Source organism: Arenibacter sp. F26102, from assembly GCF_023015865.1.
Classification (GTDB): domain Bacteria; phylum Bacteroidota; class Bacteroidia; order Flavobacteriales; family Flavobacteriaceae; genus Arenibacter.
In genome coordinates this window covers 176,363-196,337 of the sequence record NZ_JALKBC010000006.1, presented here as the reverse complement: position 1 = coordinate 196,337, position 19,975 = coordinate 176,363, and the positions used below count along the sequence as shown (strand labels likewise).

General features: G+C 38.5%; 14 protein-coding genes. 8 read left to right on the top strand and 6 right to left on the bottom strand.

The genetic code is table 11. The annotated features are described in order from the left end of the window. The first annotated feature begins 20 nt into the window (after positions 1–20). Positions 21–1,589, top strand: a complete 1,569-nt coding sequence (locus tag MWU78_RS22570) for a c-type cytochrome (protein ID WP_246997721.1) — start codon at positions 21–23, stop codon at positions 1,587–1,589. A 134-nt stretch (positions 1,590–1,723) separates the two neighbouring features. Here the strand turns inward: MWU78_RS22570 and MWU78_RS10665 are convergent, their stop codons facing one another. Beyond that, positions 1,724–4,105 (bottom strand): heavy metal translocating P-type ATPase metal-binding domain-containing protein, encoded by a 2,382-nt coding sequence (locus MWU78_RS10665; protein ID WP_246997720.1) that lies wholly within the window; start codon positions 4,103–4,105, stop codon positions 1,724–1,726. A 173-nt stretch (positions 4,106–4,278) separates the two neighbouring features. On the opposite strand from MWU78_RS10665, the gene MWU78_RS10660 reads away from it, so the two are divergent. Continuing rightward, entirely contained in the window at positions 4,279–4,914 is a 636-nt protein-coding gene (locus tag MWU78_RS10660) for a Crp/Fnr family transcriptional regulator (protein WP_246997719.1), read from the top strand. Positions 4,915–5,191: 277 nt separating this feature from the next. Then, positions 5,192–6,094: a universal stress protein gene (locus MWU78_RS10655; protein ID WP_246997718.1), complete on the top strand. Its 903-nt coding sequence runs from the start codon at positions 5,192–5,194 to the stop codon at positions 6,092–6,094. On the opposite strand, the gene MWU78_RS10650 is transcribed toward MWU78_RS10655, so the two are convergent. Next, positions 6,087–6,314 carry a hypothetical protein gene (locus MWU78_RS10650; protein WP_246997717.1) on the bottom strand — a complete coding sequence of 76 codons (228 nt, stop codon included), beginning with the start codon at positions 6,312–6,314 and terminating at the stop codon, positions 6,087–6,089. The genes MWU78_RS10655 and MWU78_RS10650 overlap by 8 nt on opposite strands. 209 nt (positions 6,315–6,523) lie before the next feature. On the opposite strand from MWU78_RS10650, the gene MWU78_RS10645 reads away from it, so the two are divergent. Continuing rightward, a complete protein-coding gene (locus tag MWU78_RS10645; RefSeq protein WP_246997716.1) occupies positions 6,524–7,228 on the top strand; it encodes an NUDIX domain-containing protein in 705 nt (234 codons plus the stop codon). A 396-nt stretch (positions 7,229–7,624) separates the two neighbouring features. Next, the gene (locus tag MWU78_RS10640) at positions 7,625–8,782 is read left to right on the top strand and encodes a homogentisate 1,2-dioxygenase (protein WP_246997715.1); all 1,158 of its coding nucleotides are present in this window, start codon (positions 7,625–7,627) and stop codon (positions 8,780–8,782) included. Between the two features lie 47 nt (positions 8,783–8,829). Here MWU78_RS10640 and hutG read toward each other — a convergent pair whose 3' ends face one another. Continuing rightward, on the bottom strand, positions 8,830–9,801 hold the full coding sequence (gene hutG, locus MWU78_RS10635) for a formimidoylglutamase (RefSeq protein ID WP_246997714.1): 972 nt from the start codon (positions 9,799–9,801) through the stop codon (positions 8,830–8,832). A gap of 1,222 nt (positions 9,802–11,023) precedes the next feature. Here hutG and MWU78_RS10630 point away from each other — a divergent pair. Genes MWU78_RS10630 through MWU78_RS10620 form a run of 3 tightly spaced genes read left to right on the top strand, consistent with a single transcriptional unit; the run spans position 11,024 to position 14,985 of the window. After that, complete coding sequence (locus MWU78_RS10630) at positions 11,024–12,214, top strand: glycosyltransferase family 2 protein (RefSeq protein WP_246997713.1); 1,191 nt, start codon at positions 11,024–11,026, stop codon at positions 12,212–12,214. 54 nt (positions 12,215–12,268) lie between these two features. Continuing rightward, positions 12,269–12,880 (top strand): class I SAM-dependent methyltransferase, encoded by a 612-nt coding sequence (locus MWU78_RS10625; RefSeq protein ID WP_246997712.1) that lies wholly within the window; start codon positions 12,269–12,271, stop codon positions 12,878–12,880. A gap of 50 nt (positions 12,881–12,930) precedes the next feature. After that, positions 12,931–14,985, top strand: a complete 2,055-nt coding sequence (locus tag MWU78_RS10620) for a tetratricopeptide repeat protein (RefSeq protein WP_246997711.1) — start codon at positions 12,931–12,933, stop codon at positions 14,983–14,985. Between the two features lie 24 nt (positions 14,986–15,009). Here the strand turns inward: MWU78_RS10620 and MWU78_RS10615 are convergent, their stop codons facing one another. Genes MWU78_RS10615 through hutH form a run of 3 tightly spaced genes read right to left on the bottom strand, consistent with a single transcriptional unit; the run spans position 15,010 to position 19,925 of the window. Continuing rightward, entirely contained in the window at positions 15,010–17,037 is a 2,028-nt protein-coding gene (locus MWU78_RS10615; RefSeq protein WP_246997710.1) for a urocanate hydratase, read from the bottom strand. Between the two features lie 11 nt (positions 17,038–17,048). After that, positions 17,049–18,296: an imidazolonepropionase gene (hutI, locus tag MWU78_RS10610; RefSeq protein ID WP_246997709.1), complete on the bottom strand. Its 1,248-nt coding sequence runs from the start codon at positions 18,294–18,296 to the stop codon at positions 17,049–17,051. 48 nt (positions 18,297–18,344) lie between these two features. Further along, positions 18,345–19,925, bottom strand: coding sequence for a histidine ammonia-lyase (gene hutH, locus MWU78_RS10605; protein ID WP_246997708.1), 1,581 nt, complete (start codon positions 19,923–19,925; stop codon positions 18,345–18,347). Positions 19,926–19,975: the final 50 nt, after the last annotated feature.

Below are 19,975 nucleotides of genomic sequence, written 5' to 3'. Positions count from 1 at the left end.
AACTGCCACAAATAACCGATGTGGATGTAGATGCGGCCGGAGCTATGTATCTATCGGCTTGGGATGGCGCAGGTTATTCTGGAAGTCCTGATAAAGGCTATGTGGTAAGAGTTACACCTGAAGACTATAATTACGAGCCATTTCCGAATATAGCGGATTTTTTCTGGACTGGTAGTTTGGTAGATTTATTAAAGGCAGATAATGCCAAGACACGTCTAAGTGCCCAATACGAATTGCTGAAAAGAGGTAAAGGGGCCGATAAAGTATGGCAATTGGTGGAAGACAGTACTTTGCCATTGGAAGTACGTTCCGCGGCTATATTCACTTTTGCCCAATTAGCGAGTGCGGGTGGAATAAACCGTTTGGTGTCCCTGACAGAAGATTCACTAGTTCAGGAATTTGCCCTAAGGGCATTATCAGATCGGTTGGGTACAATTGAGAAAGTGCCTACAGAACCATTCTTAAATGCACTGAAATCCAATTCTGACCGAGTAAGGGCGGCAGCAATTGTTGGTTTGGGAAGATTGGGTAAAAAGGAAGTAGCCAAGTCTTTAATGGAAATTGCGGTTCCAAATTCCTTTCAAGCCCCTGGGATGGGTACAGAAGGACCTCATGCAAGACCAAATGCGGAAATTATTGTTCCACATTTGGCGGTGAAAACCTTGGTTAAATTAAATGCAGTGGATGCATGCGTAAGCGCTTTAAATACCGATCGAAAGGATTTGGCCTTGTGGGCATTGCGATATATGCATAGTCCAGAAGCCGTGGATGGTTTGATAAAGGCTTATGAAAAAACAGATGATTCCCTTTTTAAGAATAAGATCATAAATACCTTGGCGCGTGCTTATCACAAAGAGGCGCCTTACGATACTTCTTGGTGGTGGAGTACCCGTCCGGATACCCATGGTCCATACTATAAAACGGTAGAATGGGATTATACGCCTGTAATCCGTTCCTTTTTAAAAGGTGAATGGGAAAAAACTTCAGAAGAAGAAAAGGAATTATATGCAGAACTTAACAGCAAGTACCGATTGGCGATTGATGATTTTGGTACAGTGGAAATAACCGCTCCCAAGGAAGATATGCCGGCGGTAGACCTTGAAAAGATCAAAAATAAAAAAGGACAGATTGGTGAGGCTTCCATTGAGGATATTATGATCGCACTTAAAAATATTAAGGGTGATCCGGAAAAAGGCAAGCAAATATTTAAAACACAGGCATGTTTTACTTGTCATAGCGTAGCTTCAGGTGAGGTAATGAAAGGTCCGTTTATGGGGCAAATAGGTTCTATAATGAACAGGGAGCAGATCGCCGAATCTATTCTGAAACCAAATGCTTCCATTTCCCAAGGGTTTTCAACAGTGCAGATGCAGACCAAGGGAGGCGATAATTATGTTGGGTTTGTAACCCAGGAATCCGCTTCCGATCTCACCCTAAGAAATATTGTAGGTACGGCAACCCAACTTAACAAATCCGATATCGCTGAAAGAAAGGAACTTGAATCCTCTATGATGCCATCTGGGCTGGTAAATGCCCTAAGTTACGAGGAAATGGCTTCGTTGGTAGCGTATTTGGAGCAACAGAAATAAGGGAGGAAGCTTTCTTTAACCTAATGCATTACGGATAATGTATAAGTAAAAGGCAACTGTTTAAAACAGTTGCCTTTTTATTTGTTGAGGTTTGTTTATAAACTGTGTTCAGTCTGCCACGGTTCGCCCGTGGATTAATCCCTTCCCAGCTTACTTCCCAATCTGTTTGTGGCAAGTGTGGTAAAAAGTACAATAGTGATGGAACTTAGCGGCATTAGAATGGCTGCGATAACGGGCTCCAATTGTCCGGTAACTGCAAAATATAACCCCACTACATTGTACAATAAAGAAAGGATAAAACTTAGTTTTATGATCTTAATGGCTTTCCTTGAGGCTAAAATATACTGGTATAGGAATTTGAAATTTTTAGCATCCAGAATACCATCACAAGCGGGTGAAAAAACATTCACGTTTTCTGATATGGCTATGCCTACATTGCTTTGTGCCAAAGCTCCGGCATCGTTTAGTCCGTCACCTACCATCATCACCTTTTTATTTTGATCTTGGAGCGACTTAATGAATTGGAGCTTGCTGTCCGGTTTTTGATTAAAATATAGTGGTGTTCCCTGGGGTAATAATTTAGTAAGGTTGGATTTTTCACCAGCGTTGTCGCCTGATAGGATCGCCAATTCCAGATCTTGGGACATTGTTTGGAAGGTTTCCGCCACCCCATCCCGATATTGGTTCTGAAAAATAAAACAGCCCTTGTATTGGTCGTTGGAGCTAAAGTGTACCGAGGTGTTTTCGGTATTGTCTGTTTGAGTATTGCCGACAAAGGCAGCCGAACCAATTTTAACGCTATCCGAAATGGTTGAACCTTTAATTCCCTGTCCTAAATATTCTTCATATTCTTCTAAGGGCACAATGTTTTGTTCCGCCAACATTTCATAAAGCTTTCTGCTCAACGGGTGGTTGGATGAACGTAAGGTATTTTTTAACAGAGATTCTTCTTCGCTGGTCAATTCCACCCCTTCATAGTATACATGTCCCTTTTCAGCAGTAGTAATAGTACCTGTTTTGTCGAAAATAGCAGTATCGATCTGCGCCAATTGTTCAATAGTCTGTGTATCTCTTAAATAAAATCTATTCCGCCCAAAAATCCGCAGCATATTGCCCAAGGTAAAAGGGGCTGCCAAGGCAATGGCGCAAGGACATGCAATAATGAGTACTGCGGTAAAGACATTTACGGTTTTGCTGGGGTCTATAATTAACCAAATAAATGCTGAGACAAAGGCTATCGTCAAGACGGCAATAGTAAATCTTTTGCCTATGCTATCGGTCAAGGTTTGAAAACTTCCGGATTTATCCTGTTGAAAAACGGCATTGCTCCAAAGTTGGGTAAGGTAGCTTTGGGAAACAGATTTTAAGGTCTCAATTTCAATAGCGCTACTCAGTTGTCGTCCACCGGCATAAACTTTATCGCCGGATTTTTTGTCTACAGGTTCCGATTCACCGGTAACAAAACTGTAATCTATTCTTGCATTTCCATTTATCAAAATAGCATCCACAGGAATTAACTCCCCACTTCTTATTAGGAGCCTATCCCCACTTTTTATGTCGTATACCTGAGTGTTCTCCTCGGTGTTTTTACTGGTAATTCTAGTCACCGCAATGGGGAAATAGGATTTATAATCCCGTTCAAAAGAAAGGTAGGAATATGTTTTTTGCTGAAAAAATTTGCCTAGAAGTAAAAAGAATACCAATCCTGTTAGGCTATCAAAAAAGCCGGACCCCCAATCGAAAATAATTTCAACGGTACTCCTTAGGAATAAAACCAGAATACCTAGGGCAATGGGGATATCAATATTTAAAAATTTTGATCTTAAACCCTTATAAGCAGAAATAAAATAATCCTGTGCGGCATAGAATACCACAGGTAGGGAAAATGCAAACATTAGCCATCTAAAAATACCTTTAAATTGTTCCAACCAAAATTCCCCGACCTCAAAATATTCAGGGAAGGAAAGAAACATGACGTTTCCGAAGGCAAAGCCGGCAATTCCCAATTTATAGGATAAACTACGGTCTGTGCCTTTTTTCTTTTTGTCGTAGTCGTCTAACGAAATGTAGGGTTCATATCCAATTCTGGACATTAGGAGCACCAATTCCTTAAGGGTAATCTTATCGGAATTATAGGTAACCCTTACGGTCTTTTTAGGAAAGTCTACCTGAGAACTGGTGATGCCGGTATTTAGTTTATTTAAGTTTTCCAATATCCAAATACAGGAACTACAATGTATATGCGGTATATATAGATTTATAATTTGGGTCCCATTATCGTTAAACTCTATAAGTTTTTCTATAATGTTTTTGGATTCCAGAAAGTCGTACTTACCCTCAATTTCCTTTGGTGAGGCGCCCGCTGCAGACTGTAGGTCATAATAGTAGGATAAGTCGTTATTGGCAAAAATCTCATAGACAGTTTTGCAGCCAACACAACAGAAGTTTTTATCATTGTGATTTATGGGAGTTCTCCCGCAATCGTCACCACAATGATAGCAAGTTTCTTTATCCATAGAATATTTGCTTAATACCTGGTTGCAAAGATGGCCATGATTGCCAATCTAAAACATGACAATTGTCAGTTTTTTCCCAAGATATAACCTTTAAATTTGTCACATCAGGTAATAATAAATAAATGGGCAGATGTGAAAATTGTATTATTCGCCAATTCAATTCCTTACGCGCAATGAACAAGGAGGAGTTGAAGAGGGTTTCAGATACTAAAACTACCAAATTTTTAAAAAAAGGGGAAATCATTTTCGGGGAAGGAGATAAGCTCAATGGTGTATATTGTGTAAAGGGTGGAGTTTCCAAATTATCCAAATTAAGCCCCAACGGAAAAGATCAAATAGTAAAACTGGCAACAAAAGGTGCCGTTTTGGGTCAGCGTTCCGTAATTACCGAAGAAGTGGCCAACTTAAGTGCCATTGCAGTAAATGATATGGAGGTATGTTTTATTCCTAAGGATGCTATTGTAGATACCTTAAATAGCAATCCCAATTTTGCCGTGGAAGTTCTGAGACACATAGCCCATGATCTAAAGGAGGCAGATGATGTTATAGTTAATATGTCCCAAAAAACAGTTAAACAAAGGATAGCGGAAGCTTTTATTTATTTGGAGACAAATTTTGGCGAGGATCAAAATGGCTATTTGGCCCTAACATTATCAAGGGAAGATATTGCCAATGTAGTTGGTACAGCGACAGAATCTGCAATCCGTATTATTTCTGAATTCAAAAAATTGGGTTTGATAAAGGCATCTGGAAAAAAAGTGGCCATTGCCAATAGACAGGGCCTTAATGATGTTGCAAAAGGGGCTTGATTCCAATTTTGCCATATTTCTAGCTGTTGCCATAATGGTATTCCGCGTAACCTGGACCTACTAATATCCGAATTTGGGTAATTCTTCATTTTTATTATTCTTCTTTATGTTGTAATTCCACTGTAAGCTGCTTTTTATCTTGCATATATCCGCTTTTTTCAACTATTCGCTACCATACCCAAAAGCTGATAAATGTCATAGTACAGGTTTTTAACTTGCTATAATTTTACGCTGTAGTTTATGCCTCCACAAAGGCAATTATAAAATTTAGACCAGTTTGAAAAAGATATTATTGCCTACAGATTTTTCTCCCAATGCTTGGAATGCAACCAAATATGCAATTTCACTTTATAAGCATCAGGAGTGCGAGTTCTATATTTTAAATACTTATACACCCACTATTGCCCATAGTAGATTTATGGCGACAGGTGCCGTTGGGAAAGCTTGTGAGGATGTAGTAAAGTCCAATTCTGAAAAAGGTTTGGAGCAGCTATTGGAGCAGATTCAGAAAACATATCACAATCCCAAACATAGGTTTGTAACCATTTCCTCCTTTAGTCTCTTGGTAGATGAAATAAAGAATATTATAGAAACCCATCAAATAGATTTAGTGGTTACAGGAACCAAGGGCGCATCCGGATTGGAGGAGGTGTTCATGGGAAGCAATACCGTTAGAATAATAAAATCGATAAAGAACTGCCCAGTTCTCGCCATACCACAACATTTTAAGTTTAGAACTCCCTCGGAAATCGCTTTTGCAACAGATTTTAACCGTTTTTATACAACTTCCGAACTCAGGCCATTATTGGAAATGGCAAAATCCTTTAAGGCGGCCATTAGGATTGTACATGTACAATACGAGATTAAATCCCTTACGGAGGTACAGCAATTCAACCTAAATATGTTAAGGAAGTACATAGGTGAGGTAGAACATTACGTTCATACGATTTCAGAATTAAATTCCGTTTCCCAGACCTTGGAAGTTTTTGCAAATGAATTGGACATTCATTTGTTGGCCATGCTCAATTATCAGCACAGCTATATGGAGAAAATGACCCGTGAACCTGTCATTAAACGTTTGGCTTTTCACACCCAAATACCATTATTGGTAATACCGGAATTGGGTATGGGAACTCCGCCCAACAGTAAAAAAGGCAGGGAAGTATCAACCTCTAACTAATTTCATTTTTTATCGGATGATCTTCATAAAAGTCCTCAAAGGTCTTGTCCGTGGTATAATTGTCCGTAAGTACCTTAAAAACCATATATACAAGCATTATCTGTCCTAGGACTGTAATATAAAAAATCCAATTAAAAGGAAAGTTCATTGCGGCCATGATGGTAAGAGAAATTAAAACCATCGTTGTTGCGGCCACCCAAAACATAGCTATATTTCTCATATTTTTATTACAAGTTATTTATAATCAAGGAGATTTGATGTTAAATGACTGCTAAATATATTGAGGTAATTACTGGTTTTTATTGAATAAAATCATTTTTGACTATGGCCTCATATCATTGTTTTTTATGTTTAGGTTTATGGGGTATAAAATATGGGCTTTTGTTGATATGAAATTTATTTTTGATATTTTAGTGAATTATAGATGAAATGAAGGCTTTGGAGAATAGACGGACTTATATTGCGCAGCCTAAAATACTTGTGGCAACAGATTGCATTGTTTTTGGTTTTGATGAAGGCATATTGAAGCTTCTGGTCTTTAGGAGAAGAATAGACCCATTTAAGGGGGAATGGTCCTTAATCGGCAGTTTTGTGGATGAGGAGGAGAGTGTTTCCGATGCTGCGAGGCGTGTGCTACTCCAGTTTACAGGCTTGGAAAATATTTTTTTGGAAGAGCTAAAGGTGTATAGCGATGTTGACAGGGATTCAGGGGCAAGATGTATTTCCATTGCCCAATACGCCCTGATAAGAATTAGCGATTATGATAGGGAGCAGGTGGAATTGCATGGTGCCAAATGGTTTGCATTGGAAGATATCCCGGATTTGGTCCTTGACCACAACGTAATGATCGCTGATGCTTTGGAGCGATTAAAGCAGAAAACCACACTTAGACCTATCGGATTTGAACTCCTACCGGAAAAATTTACTATTCCACAGCTTCAATCATTATACGAGGCCATTTATCAGAACAAATTGGATGATCGCAATTTTAGAAAGAAATTATTATCCTTCAATTTGCTTATAAAATTGGATGAAAAGGATAAATCTACCTCAAAAAAGGGAGCTTTTTTATATAGGTTCGATTATGAAAAGTACAAAAGACTGGAAGAATCAGGATTCAATTTTGTACTCTAACCAAATTAGAATAGGCGATGGGATGATTGTCCAAATAAGATCTTCCAAACAGTGAAAATCTAAAAACCTTTATTATCTTTGTCGTGTTGTGTTGTGTCTCAATGTAAATTGGGGCAAGGTTGTATTTGTCGAACCGTTCAGATGTAAATTTGGACCGACAAGAACCGATGAAAGGCTTTCCATATTGGGAGGCTTTTTTTGTTTTCATAGTGTTGGAGTTAAAGCCTTTTAACATTCTACTTCCCTTACCATCGTTTAGAACAGCCCTATTTTCAGAACTATTTGTTTAGCACGGCTGTTGTCTATCCTTTATCCGCTCCTTAATTGAAGCTATAATTTTAGATACTCCTTATTTTATCGTATTTTTAGTAAGGAATCATTAATAACGTTACTGTTATGCCCTTATATCATAATTTAGGTAAAATTCCCCCCAAAAGACATACTATTTTTAAGAAAAAGGACGGCAGTTTACATTATGAACAACTGTTCGGAACTATTGGCTTTGACGGTATGTCATCTCTTTTGTACCATCTGCATAGACCTACAATGGTAAAGGAAGTTGGCAAGTTCTTTGACTTTTCCCCTAAAGCTATGGTATCCTATAATATAAAGTCCAGATTGTTCAAAGGTTTTGAAGTGAAGCCCATGAACGATTTTTTGGAAAGTAGAACAGTTATGTTATTCAATTCGGATGTACATGTCTCGCTTGCAGCACCCAAAAAATCCATGACCGAATATTTTTATAAAAATGCGGATGCCGATGAATTGATGTTTATTCACAAAGGCACAGGAGTTTTGAAAACTATGTTGGGGGAAATAAAGTTCGAGTATGGGGATTATCTTGTTATTCCCCGCGGAATGATCTACCAAATTAGCTTTGATAGTGAGGAGAATAGGTTGTTGATTGCCGAATCATATCATCCAATTTACACGCCGAAAAGATATAGGAACTGGTTTGGACAGCACTTGGAACATTCGCCTTTTTGTGAGCGGGATTTCAAACTTCCGCAGAATTTACAAACCCATGATGAGTTGGGCGATTTTGTGATCAAAGTAAAAAAACAGGGACAATTGCACCATTTGGTTTACGCCTCGCACCCTTTTGACGTGGTAGGTTGGGATGGGTACAATTATCCTTATGGCTTTTCCATACATAATTTTGAACCCATTACAGGACGCGTACACCAACCACCTCCTGTGCATCAGACTTTTGAAACTACCGCCTTTGTAGTCTGTTCCTTCGTTCCGCGCTTGTACGACTATCACCCCCAGTCCATACCTGCCCCATATAATCATTCCAATATAGATTCCGATGAGGTGTTATATTATGTGGATGGCGATTTTATGAGCCGTAAGAATATAGATAAGGGATATATTTCATTGCATCCGGCGGGTATTCCCCACGGGCCACATCCAGGGACTTATGAGGCTAGTATAGGAAAATCCAAAACTGAGGAGTTGGCTGTAATGATAGACACTTTTAGACCTTTGCAAATAACCAAGGCAGCTATGGATATTGATGATGGCAAGTATTACCGATCATGGTTGGAATAATGCCGTTGCTATGTTGAAATTAGAAATAAATTCTAAAAATTTGGGTATTAGTGGTAGTTGTGGATTACAAAATGAATTAACGAGGCTGCCAATTTTGCCGTTTGTTGGTCAATGTCATAAGTAGGATTCATTTCAGCAATATCCAGACTTATCATCTTTTTGGAATCGATAATAATTTTCAAGCATTCCAAAACCATTTCCGGGGAAAAGCCCATTGGAGAGGCAGCACTAACACCAGGAGCATAGGCCGAAGAAAACCCGTCCATATCAATAGTTGTATAGATGTGGTCTACGTCTGCTATAAAATCCTCTATCCCCTTCTTTATTTTATTGAAATGTAAAAGATTGAAGTGTTTTTTTTCAATAAAGGAAACCCCCAATTCCTTTGCGGTTTCAAATAGGATTTTACTATTGGCATCTTCACGAATCCCCAAACACATATATTTAAATCTGGACTTGTCCAGTTTGCATTCTTGGGCAATTTGATAAAAAGGTGTTCCGGAATTATTGTTGGATTCGTTTTGACGAAGGTCAAAATGGGCATCAAAATTGATGATGCCAATGGTTTTTTTCCCGCCTTCCGCTTCTAGATATTTTTTTATTCCGTTGTAATGGCCAAAGGCAATATCATGTCCGCCTCCAATAACAATTGGGAATGTATTTTGCATTAGTATTTGTGTAACGGTACGCGCCAAAACCGTTTGTGTTTTTTTTAAATCCCCGTCTTTACAATCTATGGTTCCCACATCCATTAATAAAGTGCTTTCTGACAGGTGATTGGGCAGCTTGGCCAGTTGCTTTCTTATGGCATCTGGGCCAAGGACGGCACCAATTCGCCCTTCATTCCTTTTAACGCCCTCATCGCAGGCATAACCCAATATTGCCCAAGCCGGTGTATTGATACTGGGAAATTTATCATAATTAAGTTCTATGAAAACAACTTTTTCATGTAGGTAGAATTGTTGACCAGACTTGCGGCCTGTCCAGAGCAATGAGTCGGTTTTGGAATAGGTGTGCATTCTTATTGAATTTTATAGGTTGATGGCCTAACTAACCGATGAATTTGTTCCAGGTCGATAATGAACGGAACAAAGCGATTGATAAGTGTGAAAACTCCTATATCAATATTAGTGTTTTTCCCTTTCTTGCGCACAAATGTGAACAAGTATTTTTTAAGATACTTGGCGGTTTTTTATTGCGCTTTTGGCGCATTTATAATGTCGTATTGGATAGCTTGAAGGATAAGTTGAAATCCCAATATAATGGACAGGGTAACGATCATTATGGTTCCTGTAGGGGCAAAGGTATTTATGGAAGTAATGTAATATAGAATATCTATGGCAATCGTTTGTTTTCCAAAATTATTTAGTTCCTCCCGTAAATAACTCCATAAAAATATTATTGGCCCATGTTCATCTGGGTTTGAGTTTCAATGAGTGTTCAAAGGATTCAATAGTTTTTTAATAGACGAAATTGAGACTCTCTAGGTCTCTATAAATCTCCTAAATTCAGAATTGGATTTTTAGAAAGGAATATGCTTTTCTCGTACAAGGTCAATAGGACGATAAATTGAGTCGATGGGTTTTTGAAACTAGCCTCTTTCATCAATGATTGTAAGTCGCCGCTTTGTTTGTCGAAAATTTATTTGTTATTTTGAGTTTTGGTCAAGTCGAACAATTCAAAAAGGAAAAAAGGGAAGATGAATTTTTTTGCGGTTTTCACTTGAAATAAGGTCTAAATTTATCCTTAATCTTAGCGTTGCGTAAAACTTGATTATAGCTGAGGTAATATTGGATAGCAGATGGAAGACTGGATTTCCGGTCATAATTTTGGCTCCATATTATGGTTTCAGAAAGAGTTCGGATATAGAAACTGCTGATAAAAATCTTCATTTTCTGAATGAGACTGTAGATGATTGAATATTGGATTTTAAATACCGAGTATTGGACTAGTCCAACTATTAAATGAATTTTAGTGCTAATTGGAAAGATGACACAATCAAATGCGCAAATAGCTTTCTATTTGTATAAACATGATATTTTACAGGCCGTTGGCCAGATTTATAGGGCAAAGATTATGAATCAACAGAACACACTACATGCTTTGCAATTTATTAAAAAAATTCACCATAAAATTTGTTAGTTTTTGAACTATTTGAACCCGATAATTTTTAATTAAGAAGGAATCTATTCATCTTAGCAACCAAAATAAATTGTATCAAACTTTCAAAAAAGAGGATCTATGACCGAGTCAAATAAAAATGTAGAATTATCAATAGTGATTCCTTGTTTAGATGAAGCGGAAACGATAGAAATATGTATAAATAAGGCACGAAATTTCTTAAAAGAAAACAATGTATCCGGCGAAGTGGTAATTGGCGATAATGGAAGTACAGATGGTTCAATTGAAATAGCCCAGAGGAATGGTGCTCACGTGGTATATATTGATGAAAAAGGGTATGGGGCTGCATTAATGGGGGCAATTAAAGGTTCAAAAGGCGAATTTATAATTATGGGAGATGCCGATGACAGCTATGATTTTTCTAACCTGATGCCATTTGTTTTAAAATTAAGAGAGGGGAATGATTTAGTGATGGGCAATAGGTTCAAAGGGGGCATTGAAAAAGGTGCGATGCCTTTTTTACACAAATACCTAGGTAATCCGGTTCTTTCATTCATTGGACGGCTTTTTTTTAAAATTAAAATAAAGGATTTTCATTGCGGATTAAGAGGATTCAGAAAAGAAAGTATTCAAAAACTTGAACTGAGGACCACAGGAATGGAATTCGCTTCTGAAATGATTGTCAAGGCAAGCATTTTTAAATTAAAAATTACAGAAGTGCCAACAATATTATCGAAAGATGGTAGAAGCAGACCTCCCCATTTAAGAACGTGGAGAGACGGTTGGAGGCATTTGAAATTTTTATTGATGTACAGCCCAAAATGGTTGTTCTTTTACCCAGGATTGATCTTGTTTTTAATTTCAACAATACTATTTGTAATAATAGGCATCAATCCCATCCATGCCAAGAAATTGACATTTGATTTACATACATTGACCTATTGTGGGGCTGGAATAATATTAAGTTATCAGATACTGAGTTTCTCCTTTCTAAGTAGAATTTATGCAATCAATCAAGGTTTGATTCCAGTTGAAAAAAAGTTCTTGAATCTATTTAAATTTTTTAACCTTGAAAAAGGCCTACTTCTAGGTTTATTCATATTCATCTTAGGTTTTATAATGAGTTTAAATTTATTTATGAACTGGCGGCAGGAAGATTATGGACGCATAACCGATCTCAGTGCATCGTTCAGAACTTTGATTCCATCTATAGTGATGATAATTATAGGCATTCAAACAATTTTTTTGAGCTTCCTTTCAAGTATTATCGGAACTATCCAGAAGATTAAATTTTTAGACGAGGTAAATTAATTGACCCATGTGTCGAATCTAACAGTATTAAAATTTAAATATTAACAAAAAAACATGCTTGAACTATTCAAAAAATTACACAACAAATATGTATTCTTACGAAGAATAGATGTGCTTTCTAATCAAATAGCGGCGCAAATTCCAGATAATATTAGAGTATTGGATATTGGCTGCGGTGATGGAACTATTTCTAAATTGATTTTAGACAAGAAAAAAAACATTACAATAGAGGGTCTAGATGTTTTTTCGCGTGAAAGTTGTGCTATACCCTTTAAAATATTTGATGGTAAAACAATTCCTCATGCTAATAATGAGTTTGATGCTACTCTATTTGTAGATGTTTTACACCATACAACAAATATTAAAGAATTAATTGTCGAAGCGTCAAGAGTAAGTAGAAAGTATATTATTATTAAAGACCATCACTATAATAATGCCCTTGATTTTGGCATATTAAAATTTATGGATTGGATTGGAAACGCACCTCATGGTGTCAAAGTTATTTACAATTTTAAAAATCTAGATTTTTGGAAAGCTACTTTCAATGATTTAGGAATTGAAATTGAAACTCTAAACTGTAAAATTCCTATTTATCCTTTTCCATTTAATTTAATATTTGGTAGAGATTTACACTTTATAACCGTGCTAAGGAAAAAAGAATCCTAAGATAATATCATATGGCACATTTTTATCGTTTACTGACAATATAGGTTTTCATGAATAAAAAGATACAAAGTTTATTAATTTTATTGCTAATATTAATTGCAGTAACACTCACCTACACAAACCACTTTGACAATGGTTTTGTATTTGATGACTTTAATCAAATAGTAGATAATCCGTATGTACAGGACCTAAAACATGTTCCATCTTTTTTCAAAGACGCCACTACCTCTTCCACTTTGGTTACCCATCAAACATACAGGCCACTTACAATGACATCTTTGGCGATTGATTATTACCTAGGGAAAGGATACAACCCTTTTTATTTTCACTTGAGTACATTTCTATGGTTTTTAGTTCAATTAATATTCATGTTTTTTCTGTTCAGAAAAATTTTGATCAAAGCCACCCAACACCAATGGTCTGATTATTTTGCCCTTTTTGCCGTGGCTTTGTACGGACTTCATCCGGCAATTGCGGAAACTATAAATTATATCTATCAGCGGGGCGATTCTTTATCTACGCTGAGTGTGGTTTTGGCATTCTATGTGTATGTTGTCTATCCTGGAAAACGAAAATGGTTTTTGTATTTAATTCCAGTAGCAATCGGAATATTTATCAAGGAACCCGCCACGATGTTCGCTCCGATTTTATTTTTCTACGTGTTGCTTTTTGAGTCGAAAAATTCTTTGTTCGAAATTTTTAGCAAAAAAGGAATAGCTGTTATCAAGAAAGCATTTCTTCAAACATTGCCAGCTTTTATCGTTTGTGGCCTTTTGGGTCTTTTTGTTGTAAAAATGCAAAATTCAGCATTTGAACCAGGGGGAACTTCAATATTAAATTATTTGATTACACAACCTTGGGTTTTATTCCGTTACTTCTTTACCTTCTTCATTCCAACTAACTTATCTGCAGACACTGACTGGTTGGCATTTTCAAATCTGTTTGATGAACGGATTTATGCTGGCCTTGCTTTTGTTTTTGCTATGATCGTCATAGCATTCAAGACATCAAAAAAAGAAGAGACCAAACCCATAGCTTTTGGTATTATTTGGTTTTTTATTTCTCTGATACCTACTTCGAGTTTTGTTCCGCTTGCTGAGGTTACAAATGACCATCGTATGTTTTTTCCTTTTGTAGGATTATCTCTAAGTGTTGCATGGTCAATTGGGGTTTTTATAATCAACCGTCAATCAACTGTAAATAGAAAGCCTATTTACAAATACGGCGTAATACTGTTAGGAATTATTATTCTATTTGCTCTTATGATAGGAACAAGGCAACGAAATAGAGTATGGCTGTCGGAAGAAAGCCTATGGAAAGATGTAACTATTAAAAGCCCACAAAACGGGAGGGGACTAATGCACTATGGTTTAACTCAAATGGCAATAGGTAAATACGATATAGCTTTGGATTATTTTACAAAAGCCCTTATCTATACTCCTTATTATTCCACTTTATATACAAACCTCGCCATAGTTAATAAAGCAATGAATAAACCGGATGAAGCTGAAATCAATTATAAAAAAGCAATTGAATACGGGCCCAAGAATCCTCGAGTCTACCACTATTATGCCCAATTTCTCTTTGATAAAAGTCGCTTACAGGAGGCCTTATCCAATGCAGAAATAGCATTTTCATTAAGTAAACTCGATTTGAAAACTAGACATTTATTAATGAAAATATATAACAGTTTGGGCGATTATGAAAAATTGGATTCTTTGGTTAAAGAAACTTTGGAAATCGCACCCGAAGATTCATTCTCCAACTTCTATTTGACTAATAAAAACATAGAGATGTATTCGTTAAAATTAGCTGAAGAGTTGGCAGAAAAAACACCTTCTGTTGAAAATTATATTGATTTAAGTTTGGACTATTATAATCATCAACTATATGAAAATTGTATTCTTGCAGCAGAGAAAGCACTAGAATTGGACGCAGAAAATAAATTTGCCTATAATAATATAGGAAGTGCCTATATGGCCTTGAAGAAGCGTAAAGAAGCCATAGCGGCTTTAACCAAAGCATTGCAAATTGACCCGGCATTTGAACGAGCAAAAAGTAATCTTGTTTGGGTAAAGGAAAACCTTCCCTTAACAATTCCTTAGCATCAATTTTTGTTGATCCAGATATCAATAATTGAACAAATCGTTGATTATGTCATCTTCCACTAAATTGGGCAAGGTTACCTTTAATTCTGGAGAACGTGCCATTTCTCGTTTTAGGGCAAATATTGCTTCCTTGTTTCTGGCCCAACTTCTTCTGGATATACCATTGTTTACATCGTAAAAAAGCATGCTTTTTAAACGTCTTGAGGCATCTGTGGAACCGTCTAGAACCAATCCAAAACCTCCATTGATAACCTCGCCCCAACCTACACCACCACCGTTGTGAATGGATACCCAAGTGGCACCCCTAAAACTATCGCCAATAACATTTTGGATTGCCATATCTGCGGTAAGCCTGCTGCCGTCATAAATATTGCTGGTTTCCCTATAAGGGGAATCCGTACCGCCCACGTCATGGTGGTCTCTTCCCAAAACTATAGGTGAAGTTATTTTTCCCGACTTGATGGCGTTGTTAAAGGCCTCGGCAATTTTGGTCCTTCCTTCTGCATCTGCATATAGTATGCGCGCCTGTGAGCCTACTACCAAATTATTGGAAGCGGCTTCCCGTATCCATTTTATATTGTCCTGTATTTGTTGCTGGATTTCTGAAGGTGCATTAGCGCTAATTTCTTTTAAAATTTGAAGTGCAAGATCATCGGTTATTTGCAAATCCTTAGGGTCCCCTGATGAGCATACCCATCTAAAGGGCCCGAATCCGTAATCGAAACACATAGGGCCTAGGATGTCTTGGACATAAGACGAGTATCTAAAATCTTTGCCATTACTGTCCATTATATCCGCACCCGCTCTAGATGCTTCCAATAAAAAAGCATTGCCATAATCAAAAAAGTAAGTCCCATTGGCGGTGTGTTTGTTAATGGCCTCAACCTGTCTTCTTAACGAAGCTTGTACTTTTTGTCTAAAAACTTCAGGATTATCGCGCATCAAATTATTGGATTCTTCAAAAGTAAGCCCTACCGGATAATACCCCCCGGACCACGGATTATGAAGGGAGGTCTGATCGGATCCCAAATGAATGAATATGTTTTCCTGGTAAAAGCTTTCCCATACGTCAACAATGTTACCAATGTAGGCCAGGGAAACAACTTCTTGTTGTTGGATGGCCTTTCTAGTTCGTTGTACCAACTGGTCCAAGTCTTCCAAAAGCTCATCTACCCAAGCTTGCTGGTATCTTTTTTGTGCGGCAATTTTGTTTACCTCCGCACATATGGTAATACAGCCGGCAATATTTCCGGCCTTGGGCTGGGCTCCGCTCATACCCCCTAGACCAGAGGTGAGGAATATTTTTCCTTTGGCTGATTCGTCATTTTTCAAGACTTTCCTAAAGGCATTAAGTACGGTAATAGTGGTACCGTGAACTATTCCTTGCGGACCAATGTACATGTAGGAGCCTGCGGTCATTTGCCCGTACTGGGTCACTCCCAGGGCATTATATTTCTCCCAGTCTTCTTGCTTGGAATAGTTGGGAATCATCATGCCATTGGTTACTACCACTCTTGGGGCCTCTTTGGAAGAGGGAAATAGTCCCATGGGATGCCCGGAATAAATATGCAGGGTTTGTTCATTGGTCATAGAAGCTAAATACTGCATTGTAATTAGATACTGTGCCCAATTCTGAAAAACAGCCCCATTACCACCATAGGTTATGAGTTCTTCGGGATGTTGTGCTACCTTTGGATCCAAATTATTTTGAATCATTAGCATAATACTGGCCGCTTGGGCAGTTCTTGCCGGATACGCATTGATGGGTCTGGCGTATATTGCGTAATCTGGTTTAAATCGGTACATATATATTCTGCCCAGCGTATTCAATTCCTCTACAAATTCCTTGCCTAAGGTTTCGTGCCAGTCTACGGGGAAATATCGTAGGGCATTCCTGATGGCCAATTTTTTTTCTTCCAAGGAAAGGATGTCCCTGCGTTTGGGAGCCCTATTTGTATTCTCCGGATAGTTTCTTTTTACTGGTAATTCTTTTGGAATACCCTGTAATATTTGAGCTTTAAAATTCTCGGTCGTCATCGTTCCATTCATTTTTTGAGGTTTTATACATCTACAGCCAATCTTCCTTTTTTCCAAACTAAGGAGGGTAGCAACATGCCTTGTTGGTAAAGAATTTCGTTATAATTCTTGGTAGGAAAAGCAATAAGATCGGCCAAAAGTCCGGTTTCAATTTTGCCACGATCCCTTAAGCCCAAAGCTGCTGCAGCCCTATAGGTAATCCCGGCCAGTACTTCGGCATTGGTCAGTTTTTCAAAGGTGCCCAGAATTGCAGCTTGGACCAATAGGTTTCCCATGGGGGCAGATCCTGGATTCCAATCACTGGCAATCGCCACGGCGGCTCCAGCATCCAACAATTTTCGAGCAGGCGCATAGTGGCATCCCAACCCTATGGAAGCGCCGGGCAAGGCGGTTGCCACTACATTGCTATTGGCCAAAAGCTGAATTTCTTTTTCTCCACTATCTTCCAAGTGATCCGCACTGATAGCACCATATTTTACCGCCACGGCACTTCCACCTGTAGAAAATTGATCGGCATGTACGGTGATGTCAAAGCCCATTTCTTTGGCACTATCAAAATAGGGAGCTATTGAAGTTGGGGAAAAGGCGCCTTCCTCTATAAAGGCATCGATCCTATTGGCTAACTGTTCCTTTTTTAGAATTGGAAATAGTGAAGTGCTTATTTCCAGGAGATAATCGGCTGGACTTGCATTGTAGTCTTTAGGTACCATATGTGCCGCCAAACAGGTAGGGATCAGGTCGGACTGGCATTGTTCGTTGGCCAATGCAATGGCCCTTAACATTTTTAGTTCCTCCTGTATCGAAAGTCCGTAGCCACTTTTTACTTCTATGGTGGTCACTCCATGGGTCAAATGTCGGTCCGCCCTTGTTTTTACACCCTCAATTAGAGAGGAAGTTGTCGCTTTTCTTGTCTCGGTAACGGTATCCCAGATTCCGCCACCAGCTTTGGCAATCTCTAGATAAGTTTTACCGGAATTGCGAAGGGCATAGTCATTGGCCCGGCTGCCTCCGAAGCATATGTGGGTGTGGGAATCAATAAATCCTGGAATGCATACCATATCGGAAAGGATGAGTAAATTCTCTGCATTTAGGTTATTTCCTTCTTCTGATACTTGCGAATAAGGTCCCACTGCATATATTTTTTCATCAGCCATAATAATGCCTCCATTTTCTATTATGTTCAATTGCTCGTCCATCAAGGAACCCTTAAGGGGCATTCCACTCATCGTCAAGATTTGCTTGAAAGGTCCTATTAGGGTGTATTTTTTCATTTTTGTCTTATTTCTAAAGTCCAATTGCCGAGGCCCGCTACCTGCAATCTAATATTCTTCAAATTCCATTTCATACGGACTGTTCATTTTCAGTTTGTTCCGCTTCATGGTTTTTTGCACAGTCCTGATAACACTGCGGCCTTTGATTATATCTATTCCTTTTTCAATATCCTCTGAAAACACCCTGTCCTTAAGGGCAAAGGCCACTTTTTTACGAATTTCTTTATGGACTTCGTCCAATAATACTCCGGATTTCATGGGTTTTCTAAATTCAAAGGCCTGTGCTGCTGTAAGGAGTTCTATGGCCAAGATTTTTTCCACGTTTTCCAGGACCTGCAGGGCTTTTCTACTACTGATAGATCCCATGCTTACATGGTCTTCCTGTCCTAAGGAGGTGGGGATGCTATCGGCACTGGCGGGAAAACACAATCCCTTGTTTTCACTGGCCAAAGCCGCCGTGGTATATTGTAGGATCATATAACCCGAATTGATTCCGGTATCTTTCATCAATAATTTGGGCACTCCTTGACTGTTGCCTTCCAAAGCCAAATAAATGCGGCGGTCCGAGATGTTTCCCAGTTCGGAGGCGGCCAGGCAGGCATAATCCAAGGCCATGGCCAAAGGCTGTCCGTGAAAATTACCTCCACTGATAGTTAGTTCCTCGTTTATGATTATGGGGTTGTCTGTAACTGAATTCAATTCTACCTCCAACAGTTCCTTTAAATGTAACCAAGCATTTCTGGAAGCACCGTGTACTTGAGGTATGCACCTAAGTGAATAGGGATCTTGTACCCGTTCACAATCGATATGGTCTTGCATTATTTCGGAATCTTCCAATAGGAAACGGATTCTCGTCGCCACATGAATATTTCCTTTAAATGGCCGCAGGTCATGTAGTTTCTTAAAAAAGGGTTTTACACTTCCTTGAAGCCCTTCGATCATCATAGCGCCAATAATATCGGCGTGGGTAAGACAAGCGTGCATTTTGTCTATGACCATTACGGCGTGGGCAGCAATAAATTGGGTGCCGTTTATTAGCGCTAGTCCCTCTTTGGGGCCCAATTCCAAGGGTTCAAGACCATAAATTCTATGGAGTTGCGCTGTGGAAATTACCTTTCTTATATACCTGACTTTTCCTAATCCTATTAGTGGTAAAAATAAATGGGATAAGGGAGCAAGGTCACCAGATGCTCCTACCGAACCTTGGGAGGGTACTATTGGAATGGCATCATTGTCTATGTGCCAGATTATTCGGTCGATGGTAGTTTCTGCAATGCCAGAATAACCTTGTGCCAAGGAATGGGCCTTTAAAACAAGCATTAATTTGGCAATTTCGTTTTCAATAGGTTGTCCAACCCCCACACTGTGACTTTGAAGTATATTGGTCTGTAATATTTTGGTTTCGGTTTTGGAGATTTTGGTGGTACATAAGGGGCCAAATCCGGTATTGATGCCGTAAACAGGTTGGCCTTGGTCCACTATATGGGCCACGACTTCATAACTGGCCCGAATTTTTTTTCTTGCCTTTTCTGAGATTTGTCCATGGATCGTTCCCCTAGTAAGGCCCAGAGCTAGACCTGCAGTTAGATGATCTTCCCCGAAAAAAAATATTTTTTTTGAAGTAGTCATGGGATTATTTTTATCAATATAAATTTATTGATTAAGTTTGATAATCACCA

What these genes read in the sequence shown, in the direction of transcription:
- MWU78_RS10625 (WP_246997712.1), top strand. Translation starts at nt 12,269, where the DNA reads ATGCTTGAACTATTCAAAAAATTACACAACAAATATGTATTCTTACGA.
- hutG (WP_246997714.1), bottom strand. Translation starts at nt 9,801, where the DNA reads ATGCACACCTATTCCAAAACCGACTCATTGCTCTGGACAGGCCGCAAG.
- MWU78_RS10645 (WP_246997716.1), top strand. Translation starts at nt 6,524, where the DNA reads ATGAAGGCTTTGGAGAATAGACGGACTTATATTGCGCAGCCTAAAATA.
- MWU78_RS10660 (WP_246997719.1), top strand. Translation starts at nt 4,279, where the DNA reads ATGAACAAGGAGGAGTTGAAGAGGGTTTCAGATACTAAAACTACCAAA.
- MWU78_RS10630 (WP_246997713.1), top strand. Translation starts at nt 11,024, where the DNA reads ATGACCGAGTCAAATAAAAATGTAGAATTATCAATAGTGATTCCTTGT.
- MWU78_RS10665 (WP_246997720.1), bottom strand. Translation starts at nt 4,105, where the DNA reads ATGGATAAAGAAACTTGCTATCATTGTGGTGACGATTGCGGGAGAACT.
- MWU78_RS10650 (WP_246997717.1), bottom strand. Translation starts at nt 6,314, where the DNA reads ATGAGAAATATAGCTATGTTTTGGGTGGCCGCAACAACGATGGTTTTA.
- MWU78_RS10620 (WP_246997711.1), top strand. Translation starts at nt 12,931, where the DNA reads ATGAATAAAAAGATACAAAGTTTATTAATTTTATTGCTAATATTAATT.
- hutI (WP_246997709.1), bottom strand. Translation starts at nt 18,296, where the DNA reads ATGAAAAAATACACCCTAATAGGACCTTTCAAGCAAATCTTGACGATG.
- MWU78_RS10615 (WP_246997710.1), bottom strand. Translation starts at nt 17,037, where the DNA reads ATGAATGGAACGATGACGACCGAGAATTTTAAAGCTCAAATATTACAG.
- hutH (WP_246997708.1), bottom strand. Translation starts at nt 19,925, where the DNA reads ATGACTACTTCAAAAAAAATATTTTTTTTCGGGGAAGATCATCTAACT.
- MWU78_RS10640 (WP_246997715.1), top strand. Translation starts at nt 7,625, where the DNA reads ATGCCCTTATATCATAATTTAGGTAAAATTCCCCCCAAAAGACATACT.